This is a genomic window from Bradyrhizobium sp. 153 (assembly GCF_023073835.1).
In the GTDB taxonomy this organism is placed as follows: Bacteria; Pseudomonadota; Alphaproteobacteria; order Rhizobiales; family Xanthobacteraceae; genus Bradyrhizobium.
In genome coordinates, this window is the sequence record NZ_JADPKH010000017.1 from 45,041 (window position 1) to 60,633 (window position 15,593).

Genomic DNA, 15,593 nt, shown 5'->3' on the forward strand with positions numbered 1-15,593 from the left:
TCTGAAGTTGCCGGCTCTAGATAGCCGGCACGTCATCAGCGCCTCCTAAGGGTTCTGGTCGACGATAGAGGGTGTCGGCGAGACATCAGGTCAACGGTCGGGTCGTCTCTTGCGGCCCGGCAGAAGAAACGAGTTTTCTTCGTTCGGTGCGGTTCTCCTCAAGGGCTCCGCAATTTCACAAGCGGCCTTCGCGCCAACGTGAAATCTGGTCCTGACGTGTTCGCCGACGCCCTCGTTCTCTTGAGGCCGGGGCATTGCCGGCATTCCTTTCCCCAGACATTGCTGATCTGATTGCGACGCGGCCGCGCGCTTGCTCGCCCTGCCTTGGGCAAGGCTGGGGCGTGCGCCCACGTCGCCTGTCTGCTCTAGCCCGAGCGCCGTTCTACGTGTGCGGTGTCATCGCCCGGCTTGGACCGGGCGATCCAGTACCTGCGGCGTCTCGACTGATGACTGCTATCGGCGGAACACCGGGTCACGCGCCTGCGCGGGCGAGGACAGCAAGCGGCACGCGGGACCCCCACAATGCGCGTCCGACCCTGCGCGATGGTTATCGTTCTCCCAAAATCGCAGGGTAAACCGAATCTGACGAAGCGCAGAAGTGCTTGCAAATCAGGCGCTTTTTGAATTCCGTGCGCAAGCACCGCGCGCTCGCGTTTACGTCTGCTTCATCGCGATACTTAAACTGCCATTCAAATTTGCCCGCCATCATCGCTCCACAAGCCGGCAAACGGCATGGGCAAAAGCCTTGGGGATGAGTTGAACAGCGCAAAAGTGGTCTTCCGGTTTTCCGGGAAGGATCATGCGAAATCAGAGTTGGACGGGAGCCGCGCTCGGGGAAACGGGGCGGCATAAGAAAAAGGGGATGCGACATGTTTCAGGGTACTTTCGATCTGGAGACGGCGACGCCGATCGGCGCGAGCGCGCTCTCGGACGTGCTGTTCGAACGCGGGATGTACTGGGCGAGCGGCCGCTCCGGCCTCGTCGACCTCGTCGCCGCGCATAAATGGTTCAACCTCGCCGCGCTGAAGGGCCGCAAGGACGCCGTCGCGCTGCGCCAGGAAGTCGCCGGGCAGATGTCGGAGGCCGAGATCTCGGCCGCGCAGCGTGAGGCGAGGGCGTGGGTTTCCGCTCACTGAGCGGAAAATCGCATCCGGAACCGCCCTTACGGGTACGTCCGGTTGAGCATGGGGCAGGGCTGCGATTCAGATCGCCTGATGACCTGGAACCCTGCCGGCTGCACGAGGCCGGTGTGTCCAAGATCAAGGTCTCGGACTTTCCATGCCGGCGCAATCCGGCGTCTGGTTCAACGTCTGGCCGGCGAGGCGGTGCCGATCTCGTCCTCGCGTTGGCGATCCGGCGGTCCGGTCGCCCGAGGCGGAGACATACATAAGGCGGCACGCATCGGTGGTCGCGCGCTGCGGATCCTTTCGCGTGCCTGAGCAGCCGCCCGCCTGGCAGCTTTCAGGTGAAAAGAACCCGCCGACCTCAATTCTGCCGCTTGCGGCTCGCCGCCGTGTCGGGCATACCCGGCATATTGGAGACGTGGCCGAGTGGCTGAAGGCGGCGGTTTGCTAAACCGTTATAGGCTTGTAAAGGCCTATCGAGGGTTCGAATCCCTCCGTCTCCGCCAGCCGAGCTGTACTGATCTTCAATATCCCCCGCGCCCGCCCCTAGAATACTGCCGCCTCTACGGCGGGTGTCGCCGTGACCGCATGGCGCTATCGCAGAAACTGTAACCAGGACAGTATGTTGCGAGAGGGAAGGCGGCTAACCGGAGTTAAGGCCAAGGGAGCCAAGCTCAGGACGCCGCCATCCAGCTGATCTGGAACAAGATTCGGGCATCGACCCGCGCACGGCGACCAGATACGGCGGGCATGCTTTCACCCGAAAGATGGCGCGGCTATTCCACGCTGCCGGTGCCGCGGCGCAGGTCGGCCTCGATCTGCAACCGGGTGCCGCCGCCGAAGCGGGCGCGGTAGACCTGAAGGTTTTCCATGATCCGCTGCACGTAATTGCGCGTCTCGGAGAACGGAATCAGCTCCACCCAATCGACCGCGTCAACTTTCGGATCGCGTGGATCGCCGTAGCGCTCGACCCATTTCTTCACGCTGCCGCGACCGGCATTGTAGGCGGCAAAGGTCATGATGTAGGAGCCGCGATAATCCTCGAGCAGCCCACCGAGTTCGGCCGAGCCGAGCGTGGCGTTGTAGACCGAATCGTTCTTCAGCCGGGACAGGTCGTAAGTCGCGCCGTGGCGTTTGCAAACGTAGCGCGCGGCGTCCGGCGTCACCTGCATCAGCCCGTAGGCCTGCGCCGGCGAGACCACCGACGGATTGAACGCGCTCTCCTGTCGCGCGATCGCATAGACGATGCTGCGCTCGACCTCGGGCCCGATCGGCGTGAACTGCGGAATGCCGTTGACGGGATAGGCGTAGAAGTCGAACGGCAGGCCGCGATTGAGTGCGGCCTTGCCGAGCAGCAGCATGCCGCGCGCGTCGCCGTAGCGCTGGGTGAGCTCGCCAAGGCCGGCAAGCGCTTCGGGATCGCCGTTCTCGCCCATGTCGGCGAGCAACGGCACTGCTATCTCACGCTCGTCAAGCTCGTAGAGCAGTTGCGCGGCGCGCACGATCTCGAGCCGCTCGGCGCCGCGGCCCCGCGGCTGACTGTGGAGCTCGATCTGGGGCAGTCCGAGTTTTGCGCGCGCGAGCTGGCCGTAATAGCTGGTCGACTGCTCGGCTGCGCGGGCATAGGCGTTGCGCGCCTCCTGCTGGCGGCCCATCGCTTCCGCGGCGCGGCCCTGCCAATAGCCGGCGCGCGCTAGCGTCGTCGGATTGACGCTGCCGACCCCGATGCGGGCGAAATGCTGGGCGGCGGTCGCGGGATCGTTGAGGAAGCGGAGTGCGATCCAGCCCGCTGTAAATTCCTGCTCGGTCTTGTAGATGTCGCGCGAGGGCAGGGCGGCATCGCGCGCGATCAGATAGGCGCTGCGGAATTCCTCGGTGTCGATCATCTTGCGCGCCAGGAGGCGCCGCTCGATCCACCATTCGTCGAGATTGTAGAGCCGGTTCGGATCCTTCGGCGCCGACAGCATGAGCTGCGCCGCTTCGGCAAACTTCTCCTCGCGGCGCAGGAGCTGGATCTTGCTGAAGACGAAGCCGGGATCGTTGTGCAGCTCACGCGGCACGGCGTCGAGCAGCGCGCGCGCGTTCGGCGCCTTCTTGACGGCGGCGATGCGAGCCTTGGCGAGCGCGACATAGCCGGCGCCAAGGCGCTTGGCGGCGCGCAGCGCGGCCTCGTTCTCGCTGCCGTAGAGCAAAGTGTCCATCCGCGCCTTCTGATCGCCTGGCGTCAGCAGGGCGCCGAACTGGTCGAGCGCGTTGTTCTCGGTGTCCTCCGACATCGGATCGCTGCGCCAGGCGTCGCGCACCAGCCGCTCGGCGTTGGCGCGGTCGCCGCGCGCCAGCATCGCCTTGGCGAGCGTGAAGCGGCCCTTGGCGGAGATCGGCGACTCATTCTCGAACCACGACCACGCAACTGAATCGTCGCGCCTGTCGTCCCACATCGCGGCCTCCAGGCGCCGGCGGAGGAAAGTCTGCGACGGCCAGCTCGGATTGGCGGACAGGAAGGCGCGGTAGCGCTCCACGGTCGCGCCATTGTCCTCGCTGCGCAGGATGATCCATTCCGCGAGCTTTCGCGCGACGGGATCCAAGATCGAAGCTGCATAATTGGTGGCATCGCCCGCCTTGCGCTTGCGCACGAGCTCGATGACGGTCTCCAGCGTGTCCTTGTCGGCCTGCGAGGTCGACGACGTTGCGGCGACCGCAGCCGGTATGACCGGCTTGCGCGGCGCTGCATGCTGGCGGGTCGCAGGAGCCAGCACGGGAGCTGCGACGGGTTTGGCCGCGGCCGGGGCGGCCGGTCTGACGGTGGCCGTTGAAGCCGGGGCGGGTGCGGTTTTGGGCGGCGCGCCGTTGGCGGCCGGTTTTGATGCTGGCGCGGGGGGAGCTGTCGCGGGCTTGGATGCTGCCGCGGGCTTGGACGCTGCCGTGGGATTGGGCGCTGCCGCGGGTTTTGGCCTGTCCTTCGCGGGTTCCTTGCCGGCGTTCGTCCCAGCGTCCTTGGCAGATTTCTTCGCGGTATCTTTCGCCGGGGCGCTGGCGGCACCCTTGCTGGCCCCCTTGGCCGTATCCTTCGAAGTTGCCTTGCCGGTTCCCTTGGACGAGTCCTTGGCGGCTGGCTTCGCGGAATTCTTAGCCTCGTCCGCAGTCGTCTCGTTGGACTTGTCATTGGACTTGGCCAAGGCAGCACAGCCGACCGACAGCCCTGCCATCAGGCACACGACCAGACCGGTGGATCGCCATGCGGCACGAGGGAGGGAGGTCACGGCGTTTCGTCGCCCCGAATCAGTCAAGTGGCCCAAGATCTAGCTGAATTTGATTGAATATGCGGACAAAATACCAACAGCCGCTTACCTCGGGCCGATTTGCACCATCACCGCGGCAAAATCGCGGCCTAAACGGTGAGTCACACGCGGCGGGCCTTTTACCGGCCGGACAGACCCGATATGAATGGGCCTTGCTCAAGAGATCGCCGCGTACGGAGGAAGTCCATGGCAGCCAAGACGAAATTCCGGGGGTCGTTCACCGCCTTGGTCACGCCGTTCAAGAACGGCTCGCTGGACGAGGCGGCGTTCCGCTCCCTGGTGAATTGGCAGATTTCAGAGGGCACCAACGGCCTGGTCCCGGTCGGCACCACCGGCGAGAGCCCGACGCTCAGCCACGACGAGCACAAGAAGGTCGTCGAATGGTGCATCGCTGAAGCCAAGGGCCGCGTGCCGGTGATCGCGGGCGCCGGCTCCAACTCGACCAAAGAGGCCATCGAACTCTCCCAGCACGCCGAGAAGGCGGGCGCCGATGCCGTGCTGGTCGTCACGCCCTACTACAACAAGCCGACCCAGGAAGGCATGTATCAGCACTTCAAGGCGATCAACGACGCGATCGGCATCCCCATCATCATCTACAACATTCCGCCGCGCTCGGTGATCGACATGTCGGTCGACACCATGAAGCGCTTGTGGGAGCTCAACAACATCGCCGGCGTGAAGGACGCCACCGCCAGCATGGTCCGCGTGTCGCAGCAGCGCGCGGCGATGGGCGAGGATTTCAATCAGCTCTCCGGCGAGGACGCAACCATCCTCGGCTACATGGCCCATGGCGGCCACGGCTGCATCTCGGTGACCTCGAACGTCGCGCCGCGCTTGTGTTCGGAGTTCCACGTCGCCTGGCAGAAGGGCGACCATGCCACCGCCTTGAAGCTGCATGACAAGCTGATGCCGCTGCACAACAACCTTTTCATCGAGAGCAATCCTGCGCCGATCAAATACGCGATGTCGCTGCTCGGCAAGCTGGACGAGACGCTGCGGCTCCCGATGGTGCCGGTCTCCGAGCCGACCCGCGTTGCCGTGCGCAGCGCGATGGTGCACGCGGGCCTGATCAACTGACGCGTTGGCCTTCGGGGAGCCTTTCATGAGCGTCGAGGAAAAGGGCACGCGTATGCTCAAGGAGTTCCGCGAGTTCGCCATGAAGGGGAACGTCGTCGATCTCGCGGTCGGCGTCATCATCGGCGCGGCCTTCGGTGCCATCGTCAACTCGCTGGTCGGCGATGTCATCATGCCGATCATCGGCGCCGTCACCGGCGGACTCGACTTCTCGAACTACTTCACCCCCTTGTCGGCGAAGGTCACAGCCACCAACTTAGCCGATGCAAAAAAGCAAGGCGCCGTACTTGCTTGGGGCAGCTTTCTCACGCTGACGATCAACTTCATCATCATCGCCTTCGTGCTCTTCCTGGTGATCCGCGCCATGAATACCTTGAAGCGCAAAGAGGAGGCGGCACCTGCCGCTCCGCCGAAGCCGTCGGCCGAGGTCGAGCTGCTGACCGAGATCCGTGATCTCCTCAAGAAGTCTTGACGCGCGCGCTTCATCCGACCTGTTAGAATCCGTGCGCATCTTGATCAGGTTTGTCTGCGATGGCCGATAAGAACGAACGTCCGATCAAGGTCATGGCGGAAAATCGCAAGGCCCGCTTCAACTACGCCATCGAGGATACGATCGAGGCGGGCATCGCGCTGACCGGCACCGAGGTCAAGTCGATCCGCAACGGCAAGAGCACGATCGCGGAATCCTATGCCGACTCGAAGAACGGCGAGATCTGGCTGATCAACGCCACCATTCCCGAATATCTCCAGGGCAACCGCTTCAATCATGAGCCCAAACGGCCGCGAAAACTGCTGCTTCACCGCCGACAGATCAACAAGCTGATGGGCGCGGTCGACCGCGAAGGCATGACGCTGATCCCGCTCAAGCTGTACTTCAACGAGCGCGGTCGGGCCAAATTGCAGCTGGCGATTGCCAAGGGCAAGAAGCTGCACGACAAGCGCGAGTCCGAGAAGAAGCGCGATTGGAGCCGGGAGAAGGGCCGCCTGATGCGGGCAAGGGGATAGGGGATGATCCAGAGGAACCTGCTCGAGGTCGATTGGAGCCAGATTCCCGCGCCGGCCGACGACGGCGGCGCCGCGCATCTGACGGGCATGACGTTGCCGGCGATCGGCCTGCGCGCGACGGACGACACGTCAGTCACGCTGTCGGCGCTGCGCGGCCGGACCGTGGTGTTCGCCTATCCCCGCACAGGCGAGCCCGGCAAGATCGCACTGGTCGACGATTGGGACATGATCCCGGGCGCGCGCGGCTGCACCCCTCAGACTTGCGCGTTTCGCGACCTGTTTGCCGATTTGAAGGCGGCTGGCGCCTCGCACGTGTTCGGTCTCTCGGCCCAGAGCAACGACTACCAGATCGAGATGGCCTCGCGGCTGCATCTGCCGTTCCCGGTGCTGTCGGACGAGAAGCTGAAGCTGACGCGCGCCCTGAATTTACCGACGATGCAGGTCGCAGGCCTGACGCTGATCAAGCGGCTTGCACTGATCATCGACGACGCCAGGATCACGCACGTGTTCTATCCGGTGTTTCCGCCGGACCGGAACGCCGGCGATGTGCTCGGTTGGCTGAAGGCCAATCCAGTCAGGGGCTAGGTCGGGGCCTAATCGAGGTCGGCTTTCACCTTCGCGAACACGGACCGGAACATGTCGGGCGTCAGCACCCCTGTGTTGGTGTTGTAGCGGGAGCAGTGATAGCTGTCGTAAAGCTTGACCGCGCCCGCCTGGTGCACGGCGCCGTGGCCGAAGGGAGCTTGCGAGCCCTTCAGATTCAGCGGCTTGAGCACGCTGTCGTGCGCAATCCGCCCGAGCGCGACGATGGCGCGCAGGTTCGGCATGGTCGCCAGATTGGCGACGAGAAACCGGCGGCAGGTGGTGATCTCGATCGGAAGCGGCTTGTTCTGCGGCGGCACGCAATGCACGGCATTGGCGATCCGGCAATCGACCAGCTTCAGGCCGTCATCGGGGCGCGCCTGATAGGTGCCCTTGGCGAACCCATATTCGAGCAGCGTCGCGTAAAGGAGATCACCGGCATAGTCGCCGGTGAAGGGACGACCGGTGCGGTTGGCTCCCTGCATCCCCGGCGCAAGGCCGACGATCAGCAGGCGCGCCTTTATGTCACCGAAGGGCGCAACCGGCGCATTGTGCCACGACGGCTCACGCGCGCGGTTGGCCTCGCGAAAGGCGACCAGGCGCGGACAGAGGGGGCAGTCACGGTCGGGAACGACGGTGGATGGCTGGCGGCTTGGCCGGGCCGCCTCACTCCTCGAAGTCGTCATCGCCCCTCGGCGCCATCGTGGTTGCGCGCTGGAGGAATTGCGGGGCGTGGTGGCGTCCCTCGCGCTCGCCGCGATCACGCGGGGCGGGGCGTTCGGACGGGTCGCGGCCGAGCTTGGATTGCAGCTCGACGAGGTCGGTGAAGACGTCGGCCTGGCGGCGCAGCTCGTCGGCGATCATCGGCGGCTGGCTGGCAATGGTGGAGACCACGGTGACCCGCACGCCGCGGCGCTGGACGGCCTCGACCAGGGAGCGGAAGTCGCCGTCACCCGAGAACAGCACCATCTGGTCGATATGCTCGGCGAGCTCCATGGCGTCGACGGCGAGCTCGATGTCCATGTTACCCTTGACCTTGCGGCGGCCGGAGGCGTCGATGAATTCCTTGGTCGCCTTGGTGACGACGGTGTAGCCGTTGTAGTCCAGCCAATCGATCAGCGGGCGAATCGAGGAGTATTCCTGATCCTCGATGATAGCGGTGTAGTAGAACGCCCGAAGCAGAGTCCCGCGGCTCTGAAACTCCTTCAGCAGGCGCTTGTAATCGATGTCGAAGCCCAGAGTTTTCGCCGTCGCGTAGAGATTGGCGCCATCGATGAAGAGCGCGATCTTGTTGGTAGGAGAAATTGACATTCAGTTTGCTCGCGTAGTGGTCGTGATTGATCGTTTATTGTTGGCGCGGCGGCAGCAAGCCGCGCAGTTCTAAGGCGCCGTCGAAAGCCGTCGAAACCGCAAATCCGGAGAAGTCGGGGCAATCAAGGTATAGTTATGGCGGACTTCCACACGCCCGGCGTTACCTTCGATGGCAGCCCGGGAAATCACCCATCCCAGCCCCAATGTGGGGGTAGCAGAGCCGTTTGGCGAGGCCAAATCACAAATTGGCCTTGCGAAAGCGGCCCGGTCCCTATAACTAGCCCCGATCACCCACATATTTCGTCCCACCCACAACGGAGCGACAGTCCATGGCTCGCGTCACCGTAGAAGATTGTATCGACAAGGTCGACAACCGGTTTGACCTGGTCCTGCTGGCCGCCCACCGCGCCCGCATGATTTCGTCCGGTTCACAACTAACGGTTGATCGCGATAACGACAAGAACCCTGTTGTGTCCTTGCGCGAAATTGCCGAGACGACCATTTCGCCGGAGGACCTCCGCGAGGAGCTGGTGCACTCGCTCCAGAAGTTCGTCGAGGTCGACGAGCCGGAGCCTGATACGGTGCCGCTGATCGGTTCCGCGGGCGCGAGCGTCGATGCGGACGATACCGAGGTCGCCGTCGAACGCATGACCGAAGAGGAGCTCCTAAAGGGTCTCGAAGGCCTCGCACCGCCCGAGGAGCAGCCGGAGGAGGACGAGTAGGTCGTCCCGTCGCAATCATCGACCTCTTGTGATCTTATCAAGGCCCGAACCGTTGTTCGGGCCTTTGCTTTTGTTGGCGTTTTCGTGGTTACCATAGTGTTGTCGGTTCGCGCTGCGCCCTGTCACTGAATTGATCGGACGCGCCGGGGATCGGCGTTAAGATGTATGCAACGGGTCGCGTCGGGGTCCGTTTGAAGGCAGGACTTATGGTGTATCGGCGCTGGAAACCAATGCAGATGCAGGCCGCAACCGAATCGGTTGCCGTGGCCCCGACTGCGCCGGTGGCGCGCCCGGCGAAGCCTCGCGCACGCATGATGCGTCAATATGACCTCGTCGAGCGCGTCAGGTCTTACAATCCCAACACCAACGAAGACCTGCTCAACCGTGCCTATGTCTATGCGATGAAGGCGCACGGCTCGCAGACCCGCGCCTCAGGCGATCCGTATTTCTCGCACCCGCTTGAAGTGGCGGCGATTCTCACCGACCTCAAGCTCGACGACGCCACCATCGTGGCCGCGCTGCTGCACGACACGATCGAGGACACTGAAGCGACACGGGCCGAGATCGACCAGATCTTCGGGCCCGAGATCGGCGCTCTGGTCGAGGGCCTGACCAAGCTGAAGCGGCTGGAGCTGGTGTCGCGGGAGGCCAAACAGGCCGAGAACCTGCGCAAATTGTTGCTGGCCATTGCCGACGATGTCCGAGTGCTTCTGGTCAAGCTCGCCGACCGCCTGCACAACATGCGCACGCTGGACTTCGTGCCGACGGAATCGCGCAGGCGCATTGCCGAGGAGACGCTCGACATCTATGCGCCGCTGGCCGGCCGCATGGGCATGCAGGAAATGCGTGAAGAGCTGGAGGATCTGTCCTTCCGCACGCTCGATCCCGAAGCCTATTCGGTGGTGATGCAGCGGCTCGATGCGCTCGCCGAGCGCAACCGCAATCTGATCGGCGAGATCGAGGACCAGCTCTCCAACAATCTGCGCCACCGGGGGCTGGGCGCAAGGGTCTATGGCCGCCGCAAGAAGCCGTTCTCGATCTGGACCAAGATGGAGCGCAAGTCGGTCGGCTTCGAGCAATTGTCCGACATCTTCGGCTTTCGCCTCGTCGTCAGCGACATCGAAGCCTGCTATCGCGCGCTCGGCATCGTCCACACCACCTGGCCGGTCGTGCCGGGGCGTTTCAAGGACTACATCTCGACGCCGAAGCAGAACGACTACCGTTCGATCCACACCACCGTGATCGGCCCCGGCAACCAGCGCGTCGAGCTCCAGATCCGCACCGAGGCGATGGACCAGATCGCCGAGCGCGGCATCGCCGCGCACGTCTTCTATAAGGAGGGCGTAGGCTCGCCGACCGAATACCTCAAGCGCGAATCCAACGCCTTCGCCTGGCTGCGCCACACCATCGGCATCCTCTCCGAGAGCGCCAATCCCGAGGAATTCCTCGAGCACACCAAGCTCGAGCTGTTCCATGATCAGGTGTTCTGCTTCACCCCCAAGGGCAAGCTGATCGCGCTGCCGCGCCATGCCAACGTGATCGACTTCGCCTATGCGGTGCATACCGACGTCGGCAATAGCGCGGTCGGCTGCAAGATCAACGGCAAGTTCGCGCCGCTGTCCTCGGAGCTCCAGAACGGCGACGAGGTGGAGGTGCTGACCTCGGAAGCGCAGTCGGCACCGCCGTCGGCCTGGGAGACGCTCGCGGTCACCGGCAAGGCGCGCGCCGCGATCCGCCGCGCCACGCGCACCGCCATGCGCGATCAATATGTCGGTCTCGGCCGGCGCATCGTCGAGCGCCTGTTCGAGCGCGCCAAGATCGAATATGCCGACGACAAGCTCAAGGGCGCGCTGCCGCGGCTGGCGCGGACCTCGATCGAGGACGTCATGGCGGCGGTCGGGCGCGGCGAGATCAAGGCTTCCCACGTCGCGCGCGCGATGTATCCGGACTACAAGGAGGAGCGCATCGCGCGCTACGGCATCAAGAAGGGGCTCGCCGCCAAGCTCAAGGAGAAGTCGTCGGAGTCGCCACGCAGCCCGGTCGCCATTCCGATCCGCGGCATCAATTCCGACCTGCCGGTGAAGTTCGCGCCGAACGGCGGCGCCGTGCCCGGCGACCGCATCGTCGGCATCGTGACGCCGGGCGAGGGCATTACGATCTACCCGATCCAGGCGCCCGCCCTGAAGGATTTCGAGGAGGAGCCGGAGCGCTGGCTCGACGTGCGCTGGGACATCGAGGATTCCTTGCCGCAGCGCTTCCCGGCCCGCATCAAGGTCGAGAACGTCAACGAGCCCGGCGCGCTGGCACAGATCGCGACCGTGATCGCCGAGCACGATGGCAACATCGACAACATCAGCATGCAGCGCCGCTCACCTGATTTCACGGAGACGACGATCGACCTCGAAGTCTACGATCTGAAGCATTTGAGCGCGATCCTGGCCCAATTGCGCGCCAAGGCGGTCGTCGCCCGCGTCGAACGTGTTAATGGATAGACGCTTCTCGCATGCGTCTGTCCCCCTGAGCTCGAGAGTCCTGCAATGCCCGCACTTCCGCTCCGCCTCGGCGTCAACGTCGACCATGTCGCGACCCTGCGCAACGCCCGCGCCGGCCGCAATCCCGATCCGGTGCGCGCCGCGCTGGTGGCGATCGAGGCCGGCGCGGATGGCATCACGGCGCATTTGCGTGAGGATCGCCGGCACATCCGCGACGAGGACATGGCGCGGCTAAAGGCGGAGATCTCCAAGCCGCTCAATTTCGAGATGGCGGCGACCGACGACATGATGCGGATCTCGCTCGCCACAAGGCCCCACGCGGTGTGCCTCGTGCCGGAGCGGCGGCAGGAGGTGACGACCGAGGGTGGGTTAGATGTCGTCGGCCAGCACGATGCGCTCGCGCCCTACATCGCGCGGCTGAGCGATGCCGGCATCCGGGTCTCGCTGTTCATCGCCGCCGACCCCGCGCAGATCGAGATGGCGGCGCGGCTGCGCGCCCCCGTGATCGAGATCCACACCGGCGCCTGGTGCGACGCCGTCCTCGACGGCCCGACCGGCAAGGCCGATGCCGAATGGCAGCGGATCGTGGCGGGGGCGAAGCTGGCGAAGGAAGCGGGGCTCGAGGTCCATGCCGGCCACGGGCTCGACTATACGACGGCGGAGACGATCGCGGCGCTGCCTGAGATCATGGAGCTCAACATCGGCTACTACATGATCGGCGAGGCGCTGTTCGTAGGGCTCGCCGAGACCGTGCGCAGCATGCGCGCGGCGATGGACCGCGGCCGGAGCCGGGCATGATCATCGGAATCGGCTCGGACCTGATCGACATCACCCGCGTCGGCAAGGTGATCGAGCGCCATGGCGAGCGCTTCCTCGACCGCATCTTCACCGCGGCCGAGCGGGCCAAGGCGGAGCGGCGCGCCAAGAACGAGAAGATGGTGGTGGCGACCTACGCCAAGCGCTTTGCCGCCAAGGAGGCCTGCTCCAAGGCGCTCGGTACCGGGATCCGGCGCGGCGTCTGGTGGCGCGACATGGGGGTGGTCAACTTGCCGGGCGGACGGCCGACCATGCAACTGACCGGCGGCGCCTTGGCTCGGCTTCAGGCCCTGACACCGGAAGGGTTCGAGGCGCGGATCGATGTTTCGATCACAGACGACTGGCCGCTCGCGCAGGCCTTCGTCGTCATTTCCGCCGTCCCGCTGGCCAAGCCCTGACCGGATCCTGTAATCTCATAATTCATTTGAAATACCAATATCTTATGCAGTTTTGATGCGATCCTTGATTGCGCGGTCTCCGACAACCGTCTAAAAGTCCGTCGACGCAAATCAGGCTGGGTGAATTCGGCTTTACGCCGGAATTGGCCCTCACTATCAGAATCAGGACAATCTCCTTGGGCCGCGAGCCGATCGGCTGTTCGCGGGAGGAGGGCGCTCTGTGACCGCCGGCCGGAATTGAGAGAGCAATGAGCGTGACTTCGGGAACGAAAACTGAGAGCGGTGTCGGCGAAACGATTCGGGTCGTGATCCATGCTCTGCTGATCGCGCTGGTGATCCGCACGTTCCTGTTCCAGCCGTTCAACATCCCGTCCGGTTCGATGAAGGCCACGCTGCTGGTCGGCGACTATCTGTTCGTCTCGAAATATTCCTACGGCTATAGTCACTATTCGATCCCGTTTTCGCCGCCGCTGTTCTCGGGGCGGGTCTGGGGCTCTGACCCCGACCGCGGCGACATCGTCGTGTTTCGGCTGCCCAAGGACGATTCCACCGACTACATCAAGCGCGTGATCGGTCTTCCCGGCGACCGCATCCAGATGCGGGACGGTCTGCTCTACATCAACGATACCCCGGTCGAGCGGCAGCGCATGAGCGAGTTCGTCGGCGAGGATCCGTGCGGCTCCGAAGGCGGGGGCATCTCCCGGGTGAAGCGCTGGAAGGAGACGCTACCGAACGGCGTGTCCTACGAGACGCTGGACTGCGCCGACAACGGCTACATGGACAACACCAACGTCTACACGGTGCCGCCCGGTCACTTCTTCATGATGGGCGACAACCGCGACAACTCGACCGACAGCCGCTTCCTCGGCCAGGTCGGTTATGTACCGCAGGAGAACTTGATCGGCCGCGCGCAGATGATCTTCTTCTCCATCGCCGAAGGCGAGCATGCCTGGATGTTCTGGCGCTGGCCTTGGGCGGTGCGCTGGAATCGTTTCTTCAATATCGTCCGATGAAAGACGAAGCCAAGGACATCGCGACCCCACTGACGGAGGCGCAAGCCGGCCCCGAGGGCGAAGCTGCGACCAAACCGCTTGCGAGCAAGGCGCCCGCGAAGAAGAAGCGGACGCGAAGCAGCAAGGCCAAGGGCGCGGACGCGAACGCGGCGCTCGAGGCGCGCATCGGCCACAGCTTCACTGACCCGAACCTCTTGATGCAGGCGATCACGCATGTCTCGGCACTGAAGTCCGGGCGCAAGCGCGGCGACAGCTATCAGCGGCTGGAATTTCTCGGCGACCACGTGCTCGGGCTGGTCGTCTCCGACATGCTCTATCACACCTTTCCGAACGCCGACGAAGGCGAGCTGTCCAAGCGGCTTGCCGAGCTCGTGCGCAAGGAGAGCTGCGCCGACGTCGCAAAATCGCTCGGTCTGCTCGACGACATCAAGCTCGGCTCGGTCGGCCCCAGCGCCGACGCCCGCCTGCGCAAGAGCGTGCTCGGGGACATCTGCGAGGCCGTGATCGGCGCCGTTTTCCTCGACGGCGGGTACGCGGCGGCGGCCGAATTCGTCAGGCGCAACTGGACCGAGCGCATGCACAAGCCGCGCCGTCCCTTGCGCGACCCCAAGACCGTGCTCCAGGAATGGGCGCAGGGGAAAGGCTTGCCGACCCCGGTCTACCGCGAGGTCGAGCGCACCGGCCCGCATCACGATCCGCAATTCCGCGTCGCCGTCGACCTGCCGGGATTGGCCCCGGCCGAAGGCATCGGCGGCAGCAAGCGTGCGGCAGAGAAGGTGGCGGCTTCAGTGATGATCGAACGCGAAGGCGTTGGCGGCGGCAATGACGGCTGAAGCAAGCGGCGAGGCGCCCACTGCTACGCGCTGCGGCTTCGTTGCGCTGATCGGCGCGCCGAATGTCGGCAAGTCCACGCTGACGAACGCGCTGGTCGGCGCCAAGGTCACGATCGTTTCGCGCAAGGTGCAGACCACGCGCGCGCTGATCCGCGGCATCGTGATCGAGAACAACGCGCAGATCATCCTGGTCGACACGCCCGGCATCTTCTCGCCGAAGCGCCGGCTCGACCGTGCCATGGTCTCGACCGCCTGGAGCGGGGCTCACGACGCCGATCTCGTCTGCGTGCTGCTCGATGCCAAGACCGGGATCGACGAGGAGGCCGAGGCGATCCTCGCCAAGGCGGCCAGCGTCAATCACGAGAAGATCCTGGTGATCAACAAGGTCGACCTGGTCCAGCGCGAGAAGCTGCTGGCGTTGGCCCAAGCCGCCAACGAGCGCATGAAATTCGCGAAGACCTTCATGATTGCGGCGATCTCGGGCGACGGCGTCGACGACATCCGCACGACGCTGGCCGAGATGGTGCCTCCTGGTCCATTCCTCTATCCCGAGGACCAGATGTCGGACGCGCCGATGCGGCAGCTGGCTGCCGAAATCACGCGCGAAAAAATCTATCAGAAGTTGCACCAGGAATTGCCCTACCAGTCCACGGTCGAGACCGACAAGTGGGAGGAGCGCAAGGACAAGTCAGTCCGCATCGAGCAGACGATCTTCGTCGAGCGCGAAAGCCAGCGCAAGATCGTGCTCGGCAAGGGCGGCGCCACCATCAAGTCGATCGGCGCCGACTCGCGCAAAGAACTGATGCAGATCCTGGATGTGCCGGTGCATCTGTTCCTGTTCGTCAAGGTGCGCGAGAACTGGGGCGACGATCCGGATCGCTATCGCGAGATGGGCCTGGACTTCCCCAAGGAATAACCAAGAAA

At 64.2% G+C, this 15,593-nt stretch carries 15 protein-coding genes and 1 tRNA gene; 13 read left to right on the top strand and 3 right to left on the bottom strand.

Annotated features, from left to right (window positions below; all coding sequences use genetic code 11):
• Positions 1–869: 869 nt before the first annotated feature.
• Positions 870–1,136 carry a hypothetical protein gene (locus IVA91_RS04105; protein ID WP_247277033.1) on the top strand — a complete coding sequence of 89 codons (267 nt, stop codon included), beginning with the start codon at positions 870–872 and terminating at the stop codon, positions 1,134–1,136.
• 400 nt (positions 1,137–1,536) lie between these two features.
• Positions 1,537–1,630, top strand: a tRNA-Ser gene (locus IVA91_RS04110).
• A gap of 270 nt (positions 1,631–1,900) precedes the next feature.
• Here the strand turns inward: IVA91_RS04110 and IVA91_RS04115 are convergent.
• Positions 1,901–4,330 carry a lytic transglycosylase domain-containing protein gene (locus tag IVA91_RS04115; protein ID WP_247277184.1) on the bottom strand — a complete coding sequence of 810 codons (2,430 nt, stop codon included), beginning with the start codon at positions 4,328–4,330 and terminating at the stop codon, positions 1,901–1,903.
• A 279-nt stretch (positions 4,331–4,609) separates the two neighbouring features.
• Between IVA91_RS04115 and dapA the strand changes: the two genes are divergently transcribed.
• From dapA to IVA91_RS04135, 4 genes are read left to right on the top strand one after another with little or no spacing between them, the layout of a single operon-like run.
• Complete coding sequence (gene dapA / locus IVA91_RS04120) at positions 4,610–5,500, top strand: 4-hydroxy-tetrahydrodipicolinate synthase (RefSeq protein ID WP_247277034.1); 891 nt, start codon at positions 4,610–4,612, stop codon at positions 5,498–5,500.
• A gap of 52 nt (positions 5,501–5,552) precedes the next feature.
• Entirely contained in the window at positions 5,553–5,969 is a 417-nt protein-coding gene (mscL, locus tag IVA91_RS04125; RefSeq protein WP_247277185.1) for a large conductance mechanosensitive channel protein MscL, read from the top strand.
• Between the two features lie 59 nt (positions 5,970–6,028).
• Complete coding sequence (gene smpB / locus IVA91_RS04130; protein ID WP_145629990.1) at positions 6,029–6,502, top strand: SsrA-binding protein SmpB; 474 nt, start codon at positions 6,029–6,031, stop codon at positions 6,500–6,502.
• A gap of 3 nt (positions 6,503–6,505) precedes the next feature.
• Positions 6,506–7,087: a peroxiredoxin gene (locus IVA91_RS04135; RefSeq protein ID WP_247277035.1), complete on the top strand. Its 582-nt coding sequence runs from the start codon at positions 6,506–6,508 to the stop codon at positions 7,085–7,087.
• Between the two features lie 8 nt (positions 7,088–7,095).
• Here the strand turns inward: IVA91_RS04135 and IVA91_RS04140 are convergent, their stop codons facing one another.
• The gene (locus IVA91_RS04140; RefSeq protein ID WP_247277036.1) at positions 7,096–7,770 is read right to left on the bottom strand and encodes a uracil-DNA glycosylase; all 675 of its coding nucleotides are present in this window, start codon (positions 7,768–7,770) and stop codon (positions 7,096–7,098) included.
• Positions 7,751–8,395: an NYN domain-containing protein gene (locus IVA91_RS04145; RefSeq protein WP_247277037.1), complete on the bottom strand. Its 645-nt coding sequence runs from the start codon at positions 8,393–8,395 to the stop codon at positions 7,751–7,753. Before IVA91_RS04145 ends, IVA91_RS04140 begins: the two co-directional genes overlap by 20 nt.
• Before the next feature lie 329 nt (positions 8,396–8,724).
• Here IVA91_RS04145 and rpoZ point away from each other — a divergent pair, with 329 nt between their 5' ends.
• The 7 genes from rpoZ (at position 8,725) to era (ending at position 15,585) form a co-directional block, all read left to right on the top strand.
• Complete coding sequence (gene rpoZ / locus IVA91_RS04150) at positions 8,725–9,117, top strand: DNA-directed RNA polymerase subunit omega (RefSeq protein ID WP_007603391.1); 393 nt, start codon at positions 8,725–8,727, stop codon at positions 9,115–9,117.
• Positions 9,118–9,323: 206 nt separating this feature from the next.
• Positions 9,324–11,609 (top strand): bifunctional (p)ppGpp synthetase/guanosine-3',5'-bis(diphosphate) 3'-pyrophosphohydrolase, encoded by a 2,286-nt coding sequence (locus IVA91_RS04155; RefSeq protein ID WP_247277038.1) that lies wholly within the window; start codon positions 9,324–9,326, stop codon positions 11,607–11,609.
• A gap of 45 nt (positions 11,610–11,654) precedes the next feature.
• A complete protein-coding gene (locus tag IVA91_RS04160) occupies positions 11,655–12,407 on the top strand; it encodes a pyridoxine 5'-phosphate synthase (RefSeq protein ID WP_247277039.1) in 753 nt (250 codons plus the stop codon).
• Complete coding sequence (gene acpS / locus IVA91_RS04165) at positions 12,404–12,823, top strand: holo-ACP synthase (RefSeq protein WP_247277040.1); 420 nt, start codon at positions 12,404–12,406, stop codon at positions 12,821–12,823. Before IVA91_RS04160 ends, acpS begins: the two co-directional genes overlap by 4 nt.
• 248 nt (positions 12,824–13,071) lie before the next feature.
• Entirely contained in the window at positions 13,072–13,836 is a 765-nt protein-coding gene (gene lepB / locus IVA91_RS04170; protein WP_247277041.1) for a signal peptidase I, read from the top strand.
• Complete coding sequence (gene rnc, locus IVA91_RS04175) at positions 13,833–14,669, top strand: ribonuclease III (protein ID WP_247420676.1); 837 nt, start codon at positions 13,833–13,835, stop codon at positions 14,667–14,669. Before lepB ends, rnc begins: the two co-directional genes overlap by 4 nt.
• A complete protein-coding gene (gene era / locus IVA91_RS04180; protein ID WP_247277043.1) occupies positions 14,659–15,585 on the top strand; it encodes a GTPase Era in 927 nt (308 codons plus the stop codon). Before rnc ends, era begins: the two co-directional genes overlap by 11 nt.
• Positions 15,586–15,593: the final 8 nt, after the last annotated feature.